The sequence below is a fragment of the Streptomyces sp. SID3212 genome, assembly GCF_009865405.1.
GTDB lineage: Bacteria > Actinomycetota > Actinomycetes > Streptomycetales > Streptomycetaceae > Streptomyces.
Window position 1 is genome coordinate 1 of record NZ_WWJY01001211.1, and the last position, 8,028, is coordinate 8,028.

Below are 8,028 nucleotides of genomic sequence, written 5' to 3' on the forward strand. Positions count from 1 at the left end.
CGGCGCCCGCCCGCCCCACCGGATCAGACTCGGCAACCCCCGCCCCCGGCTGCGCCTGGTCAGCCTCGGCCTCACCCTCGTGATGCTCGTGTTCGTCGTACGGCTCCTCCAGGTGCAGGCCGTCGACGCCCGCGCCTACGCCGCCAAGGCGGAGAAGAGCCGCTACCTCAGCCACACCCTGGAGGCGGAGCGCGGCGAGATCACCGACCGCTCCGGGATCGCCCTCGCCGACAGCGTCGACGCCTACGACATCACCGCCGACCCGCTGATGTTCACCCCCGACTCCACCCGGGTCCCCGACGCTCCCGAGCAGGCCGCCGCGCTCCTCGCCCCGATCCTCGGCGTCGACACCGGCGACCTGATCACCAAGCTCAAGACGCCCAAGTCCCGCTACGCCGTCCTCGCCCGCCGCCAGACCCCGCAGGTCTGGAACCAGATCAAGGACCTCAAGAGCGTCCTCGCCAGCAAGGCGAGCAAGGCCAACCAGGGCGTGCCCCCGAAGAAGGCCAGGAGCAGCGTGCTCGCCGGTGTCTTCCAGGAGGCCAGCAGCAAGCGGGTCTACCCCAACGGCGATCTCGCCGCCGGGATACTGGGCTACGTCAACGCCGCCGGCCACGGCGCCGGCGGGGTGGAGTCCATGCTGGACAAGGAGCTGGCGGGCGAGGACGGACAGGTCACCTTCGCCCAGTCCGGCGGGCACCGCGTCCCCACCGCGACCTCCCGGGAGAAGCCCGCCGTACCCGGCTCCGACATCGAGCTGACCATCGACCGGGACATCCAGTGGGCCGCCCAGCAGGCCATCGCCGACCAGGTCCAGAAGTCCAAGGCCGACCGCGGCTACGTGGTCGTCCAGAACACCAGGACCGGTGAGGTGCTGGCCATGGCCAACGCCCCCGGCTTCGACCCGAACGACTTCTCCGAGGCCAACGCGGCCGACCTGGGCAACGCCGCGCTCCAGGACGCGTACGAACCCGGCTCCACCGCCAAGATCATGTCGATGGCCGCCGTACTGGAGGAAGGTGTCGCCACCCCGCTGACCCACGTCGTCGTCCCCAACCGGCTGCACCGCGGCGACCGGCTCTTCAAGGACGACATCGACCACCCCACCTGGAACCTGACCCTCAACGGCGTCCTCGCCAAGTCCAGCAACATCGGCACGATCCTGGCGACGGGACAGCTCGGCGCGACCCAGCAGAAGGCCAACCAGGTCCTCTACTCGTACCTGGACAAGTTCGGCATCGGCCGGCCGACCGGGCTGAACTATCCCGGCGAGACCCAGGGCATCCTCGCCAAGCCGCAGGACTGGTCGACCTCGCAGCAGTTCACCATCCCCTTCGGCCAGGGCCTCTCCCTCAACGCCATGCAGGCCGCGTCGGTCTACTCGACCATCGCCAACGGCGGCGTACGGACCGAGCCCACCCTCATCCGCGGCACGAAGGGCCCCGACGGCCGCTTCACCCCGGCCCCCGCGCCCAAGAAGACCCGGGTCGTCAGCGAGAAGACCGCCAGGACCGTCGCGACCATGCTGGAGTCGGTCGTCGGCAACGAGGAAGGCACCGGTACCAAGGCCCGTATCCCCGGCTACCGCGTCGCGGGCAAGACGGGTACGGCCAACCGGGTCGATCCCGAGCTGGGCCGCTACAAGGGCTACACCGCCTCCTTCGCGGGCTTCGCGCCCTCGGACGACCCGCGGATCACCGTCTACTGCGCCATCCAGAACCCGACCACGGGCAGCTACTTCGGCGGCCAGATCTGCGGACCCATCTACAAGAAGGTCATGGAGTTCGCACTCAAGACCTTGCAGGTCGAACCGACCGGAACCGCCCCCGCCCGACTGCCGGTCACCTTCTAGACGGGCCGGCCCACAGCCGGCCCGTCGCCGCCCGGCGCGTGACCCCAGGGAAAGCCCCAGTGACAACCATCACCCCCGATTCCGGGAACCGCCCCACCCCTCCCGACGGCCCCGGCGGCACGGGCCGCTCACTTGGCCCGCGCCCCTCCGGGCCCGGTACGCTCACCGCCGTGCCACACGCTGATCAGTACAGAACCGCCCCCGAGGACGCCCCCGCGAACCGGCCGGGGGCGCCCCGGCCGGACCGGGTCCGGCCCACCTCCCTCGCCGAGCTCGCCGTCCGGCTGGGCGCCGAGGCACCGGGCGCCGCCCCGGATCCCGGGGCGGTCACGGGCATCACCCACGACTCGCGGGCGGTACGGCCCGGCGACGTGTACGCGGCCCTCCCCGGCGCCCGCGTCCACGGCGCCGACTTCGCCGCCCAGGCGGCGGGACTCGGCGCCGCCGCGATCCTGACCGACCCGGCGGGGGCCGAGCGGGCCGCGGCCACCGGACTGCCCGTCCTGGTCGTCCCCGACCCCCGGGGCCGCATGGGCGAGCTGGCCGCCGAGATCTACGGGCGGCCCGGTGAGGACCTCCTCCAGATCGGCATCACCGGCACCTCGGGCAAGACCACCACGGCGTACCTGGTCGAGGGCGGACTGCGCGCGGCCGGCCACCGTACCGGCCTGATCGGCACCGTCGAGATGCGCGTCGACGACGAACGCATCAAGTCCGAGCGGACCACCCCCGAGGCCACCGACCTCCAGGCCCTCTTCGCCGTCATGCGCGAACGCGGCGTCGAGTCGGTCGCCATGGAGGTCTCCAGCCACGCCCTGGTCCTCGGCCGGGTCGACGGCTGTGTCTTCGACGTGGCGGTGTTCAACAACCTCAGCCCGGAGCACATGGAGTTCCACTCCGGCATGGAGGACTACTTCCAGGCCAAGGCCCAGCTGTTCACCCCCCGGCGCAGCCGCCTCGGCGTCGTGAACCTGGACGACGAGTACGGCCGGCGCCTCGTCACGGAGGCGACCGTCCCGGTCACCACCTTCTCCGCCGAGGGCCGCCAGGACGCCGACTGGCGCGCCGAGGACGTCGAGACCGGCGCCCAGGGCTCCACCTTCACCGCCGTCGGCCACCAGGGGCAGCGGGTACGGGCCGCCGCGCCGCTGCCGGGACCGTTCAACGTCGCCAACACCCTCGCGGCGATCGCCACCCTGGCCGTCGCCGGGATCGACCCGCAGACCGCCGCCGACGGCGTCGCCGCCGTCCCCGGGGTGCCGGGCCGGCTGGAGCGCGTGGACGCGGGACAGCCGTACCTCGCCGTGGTCGACTACGCCCACAAGACGGACGCCGTCGAATCGGTCCTGCGCTCCCTGCGCAAGGTCACCAAGGGCAAGGTGCACCTCGTCCTCGGCTGCGGCGGCGACCGCGACGAGACCAAGCGCGGGCCGATGGGCGCCGCCGCCGCCCGGCTCGCCGACACCGCCGTCCTGACCTCCGACAACCCCCGCTCCGAGGACCCCCTCGCGATCCTCGCCGCCATGCTCGCGGGCGCCGTCGGGGTCCCCCCGGCCGAGCGCGGCGACATCCTGGTCGACGCCGACCGGGCCTCCGCCATCGCCACCGCGGTCTCCCGCGCCCGGGCCGACGACACCGTCCTGATCGCCGGCAAGGGCCACGAGCAGGGCCAGGACATCGCCGGGGTGGTACGCCCCTTCGACGACCGCCTGGTCCTGCGCGACGCCCTCGAACGCTCCCTCGGCCACACGCCCGCCCGCGGCGCCGCCGGTGACGAGCCCGAGCCCCGCCCCGAGAACAACAGTCAGGGATGACCCAGTGATCGCCCTCTCCCTCAGCGAGATCGCCGCCATCGTCGGCGGGCAGTCGCACGACATACCGGATCCGGCGGTCCGGGTCACCGGACCCGTCGTCATCGACTCCCGCGCGGTGGAGAAAGGCAGCCTCTTCGCCGCCTTCGCCGGCGAGCGGGTCGACGGCCACGACTACGCGCGAGGCGCCGTCGAGGAGGGTGCGGTGGCCGTCCTGGCCGCCCGCCCCCTCCCGGGCGTCCCCGTGATCGTCGTCGACGACGTCGTCCAGGCCCTCGGCGCCCTCGCCCGCGCCGTCGTCGAACGCCTCGGCGCGACCACCGTCGCGCTCACCGGCTCCGCCGGCAAGACCAGCACCAAGGACCTCATCGCCCAGCTGCTCCGTACGAAGGGACCCACGGTCTGGCCGGCCGGGAACCTGAACAACGAGATCGGCGTCCCGCTGACCGCCCTGCGCGCCGTCGAGGACACCCGCTACCTCGTCCTGGAGATGGGCGCCCGGTACCTCGGGGACATCCGCTACCTCACCGGACTCGTCCCGCCCCGGATCGGCCTCGTCCTCAACGTCGGCACCGCGCACATCGGCGAGTTCGGCGGACGCGAGCAGATCGCCGTGGCGAAGGGTGAGATGGTCGAGTCCCTGCCGTCCGCCGCCGACGGCGGGGTGGCCGTCCTCAACGCCGACGATCCTCTCGTCCGCGCGATGAAATCCCGTACCGAAGCACGCGTGATCCTCTTCGGAGAGGCAGACGAAGCAGACGTACAGGCAGAGAACGTCCGCCTCACAGCCACCGGACAGGCCGCGTTCCGCCTTCGAACACCCTCCGGGTGCAGGGACGTGACGCTGCGGCTGTACGGTGAGCACCACGTGTCGAACGCGCTCGCCGCGGCCGCCGTCGCCCATGAGTTGGGCATGTCCGTCGACGAGATCGCCGAAGCGCTCTCCGAGGCGGGAACCCTCTCCCGCTGGCGTATGGAGGTCACCGAGCGCGCGGACGGCGTGACGATCGTCAACGACGCCTACAACGCGAACCCCGAATCCATGAGAGCCGCGCTCCGTGCGCTGGCCGCCATGGGCGGTGCCTCACGGGCCGAGGGGGGGCGTACCTGGGCGGTGCTCGGCCCGATGGCCGAGCTCGGGGACGAATCGCTCGCCGAGCACGACGCGGTCGGACGGCTCGCCGTCCGGCTCAACGTCAGCAAGCTCGTGGCGGTCGGGGGCAGGGAAGCGTCCTGGCTGCGACTGGGCGCTTACAACGAGGGTTCGTGGGGTGAGGAGTCGGTGCACGTGTCCGACGCACAGGCGGCGGTCGATCTGTTGCGCAGTGAACTGCGTCCGGGAGACGTCGTGCTGGTGAAGGCTTCCAGGTCGGCAGGTCTTGAGAGGGTCGCCCTGGCACTCCTCGAGAGCACCACCGAGGGCGAGGTCTCCGGCCGATGAGGCAGATCCTCTTCGCGGGAGCCATCGGGCTCTTCCTGACCCTGATCGGCACACCGCTGCTGATCAAGCTCCTGGCCCGCAAGGGATACGGGCAGTTCATCCGGGACGACGGCCCGCGCAGCCACGGCAGCAAGAAGGGCACGCCCACCATGGGCGGCATCGCCTTCATCCTGGCCACGCTGATCGCCTACGCCCTGGCGAAGGTGATCACCGGCGAGAATCCCACCTTCTCGGGTGTGCTGGTCCTGTTCCTGATGGCGGGCATGGGACTGGTCGGGTTCCTCGACGACTACATCAAGATCGTGAAGCAGCGGTCGCTGGGCCTGCGGGCCAAGGCCAAGATGGCGGGCCAGCTGATCGTCGGCATCGCCTTCGCGGTGCTCTCGCTCCAGTTCGCCGACACCCAGGGACTCACCCCGGCGTCCACCAGGCTGTCGTTCGTCACGGACTTCGGCTGGTCGATCGGCCCGGTGCTGTTCGTGGTCTGGGCGCTGTTCATGATTCTCGCGATGTCCAACGGCGTGAACCTGACGGACGGTCTGGACGGCCTGGCCACCGGGGCGTCCGTGATGGTCTTCGGCGCGTACACGTTCATCGGGCTCTGGCAGTTCCAGGAGTCCTGTGCCAACGCGGTGACGCTGACCAACCCCAACGCCTGTTTCGAGGTACGGGACCCCCTGGACCTCGCGGTCGTCGCCTCCGCCCTGATGGGCTCCTGCTTCGGCTTCCTGTGGTGGAACACCTCACCCGCCAAGATCTTCATGGGGGACACCGGGTCGCTCGCGCTCGGCGGCGCCCTCGCGGGCCTCGCGATCTGCTCCCGTACGGAGTTCCTGATCGCGCTCCTCGGCGGGCTCTTCGTCCTGATCACGATGTCCGTCGTGATCCAGGTCGGCTCCTTCAAGATGACCCGCAAGCGGGTCTTCCGCATGGCTCCCCTCCAGCACCACTTCGAACTCAAGGGGTGGTCCGAGGTCCTTGTCGTGGTCCGCTTCTGGATCATCCAGGGCATGTGCGTGATCGTGGGCCTCGGCCTCTTCTACGCGGGCTGGGCGGCGGACAAGTGATCCGGTCCGACAAGTGATCCGGACGGTCGAGTGAACAAGGCGGTCACGTGAACTGGCAGGGCAAGCGGGTCACCGTCGCGGGTCTCGGAGTCTCCGGGATCCCGGCGGCCCGGGTGCTGAGCGGCCTCGGCGCCGAGGTCACCGTCGTCAACGACGGCGACGACGAACGGTCCCGTACCCAGGCCGCCGGGCTGGAGAAGCTGGGCGTCACGGTCCGGCTCGGCGACGGGGACACCCTGCCCGCCGGTACGGAACTGGTCGTCACCGCCCCCGGCTGGCGGCCCGACAAGCCGCTGTTCACGGCCGCCGCGGCGGCCGGGGTGGAGGTCTGGGGCGACGTCGAGCTGGCCTGGCGGCTGCGGGGACCCGGCGCGGCCCCCTGGCTCGCCGTCACCGGCACCAACGGCAAGACGACCACCGTCAGGATGCTCGCCTCGATCCTGACGGCGGCGGGACTGCGCACGGCCGCCGTCGGCAACATCGGCGTCTCGCTCCTGGACGCCGTGGCCGGCGACGAGACGTACGACGTGCTCGCCGTCGAGCTCTCCAGCTACCAGCTGCACTGGGCGCCGAGCCTGCGCGCCCACTCCGCCGCCGTGCTCAACCTCGCCCCCGACCACCTCGACTGGCACGGCTCCATGGAGGCGTACGCCGCCGACAAGGGCCGGATCTACGAGGGCAACCGGATCGCGTGCGTCTACAACGTGGCCGACCCGGCGACCGAGGACCTCGTCCGCGCCGCCGACGTCGAGGAGGGCTGCCGGGCGATCGGCTTCACCCTCGGCACCCCCGGTCCGTCCCAACTCGGTGTCGTGGACGGCATCCTGGTCGACCGCGCCTTCGTGGAGAACCGCCGCGACCAGGCCCAGGAGCTGGCCCACGTCACCGACGTCGACCCGCCGGCCCCGCACAACATCGCCAACGCCCTCGCGGCGGCGGCCCTCGCCCGCGCGTACGGCGTCGCGCCCACCGCCGTACGCGACGGGCTGCGCGCCTTCCGGCCCGACCCGCACCGGATCGAACTGGTCGCCAGGACCGGCGACGTCACGTACATCGACGACTCCAAGGCGACCAACACCCACGCCGCGGAGGCGTCCCTGGCGGCCTACGACCCGATCGTCTGGATCGCGGGCGGCCTCGCCAAGGGCGCGGCCTTCGACGACCTGGTCTCCGGGTCCGCGAAGCGGCTGCGCGCGGTGGTCCTGATCGGCGCCGACCGTGCGCTGATCCGGGAAGCCCTCGCGCGACACGCCCCCGAAGTCCCGGTGGTCGACCTCGACCGGACCGACACTGGAGCGATGCCCGCCGCCGTCCGCGAAGCGGCACGGCTCGCTCAGCCGGGGGACACCGTACTGCTGGCCCCCGCCTGCGCCTCGATGGACATGTTCACCAACTACAACGAACGAGGCGAGGCGTTCGCGGACGCCGTCCGCGCACTCGCCGCCGAGCACGCCTGACCGGCCCGGCCCTCCGGCGCCGCCGCCGAGCGGTCTTGAGGACCCCGGCAGCGGCACCCGGGCCGCGGTCCTCGGACCTCCGGCAGCCGCGCCAGGCACGACTGGAGGGGACAGCGACGATGCCGGCCGACGACACCGTGGGACGGGACCCGCGCTCCGCGCCACGCGGAGCGGGCCTGACGGGCACTCCCGCCCTCGCGGGGCTGCCGGGAGCGGGTACGGGACCCGGCGACGGCGCGAAGGCCGCAGCGGGGTCCCTGGCGGTACGGGGCCTCCTCGCCAGGCTCACCGGTACGGGTCGCCTCGCGGGTACGGGCCGCCTGCCCGGCCTCGTCCTGCGCGGCAAGGCCCCCGGAGCGCCCGTACGGCGTCCCCCCGCCGCCCGCGGCAGGGGCGGCGG

The 8,028-nt window shown here is 72.1% G+C and carries 5 protein-coding genes and 1 pseudogene; all 6 read left to right on the forward strand.

From position 1 onward, the window contains the following. Nucleotides 1-22 precede the first annotated feature (22 nt). Nucleotides 23-1,852, forward strand: coding sequence for a penicillin-binding protein 2 (locus GT042_RS36275; RefSeq protein WP_345944050.1), 1,830 nt, complete (start codon nt 23-25; stop codon nt 1,850-1,852). Nucleotides 1,853-1,911: 59 nt separating this feature from the next. Then, the gene (locus GT042_RS36280; RefSeq protein ID WP_161312924.1) at nt 1,912-3,666 is read left to right on the forward strand and encodes a UDP-N-acetylmuramoyl-L-alanyl-D-glutamate--2,6-diaminopimelate ligase; all 1,755 of its coding nucleotides are present in this window, start codon (nt 1,912-1,914) and stop codon (nt 3,664-3,666) included. Between the two features lie 4 nt (nt 3,667-3,670). Beyond that, nucleotides 3,671-5,104 carry a UDP-N-acetylmuramoyl-tripeptide--D-alanyl-D-alanine ligase gene (murF, locus tag GT042_RS36285; RefSeq protein ID WP_161312925.1) on the forward strand — a complete coding sequence of 478 codons (1,434 nt, stop codon included), beginning with the start codon at nt 3,671-3,673 and terminating at the stop codon, nt 5,102-5,104. After that, nucleotides 5,101-6,171: a phospho-N-acetylmuramoyl-pentapeptide-transferase gene (gene mraY, locus GT042_RS36290; protein ID WP_161312926.1), complete on the forward strand. Its 1,071-nt coding sequence runs from the start codon at nt 5,101-5,103 to the stop codon at nt 6,169-6,171. Before murF ends, mraY begins: the two co-directional genes overlap by 4 nt. Nucleotides 6,172-6,218: 47 nt before the next feature. Next, the gene (gene murD, locus GT042_RS36295) at nt 6,219-7,628 is read left to right on the forward strand and encodes a UDP-N-acetylmuramoyl-L-alanine--D-glutamate ligase (RefSeq protein ID WP_161312927.1); all 1,410 of its coding nucleotides are present in this window, start codon (nt 6,219-6,221) and stop codon (nt 7,626-7,628) included. A gap of 119 nt (nt 7,629-7,747) precedes the next feature. Beyond that, nucleotides 7,748-8,028, forward strand: a pseudogene (locus tag GT042_RS36300) (hypothetical protein); the annotation flags it as partial.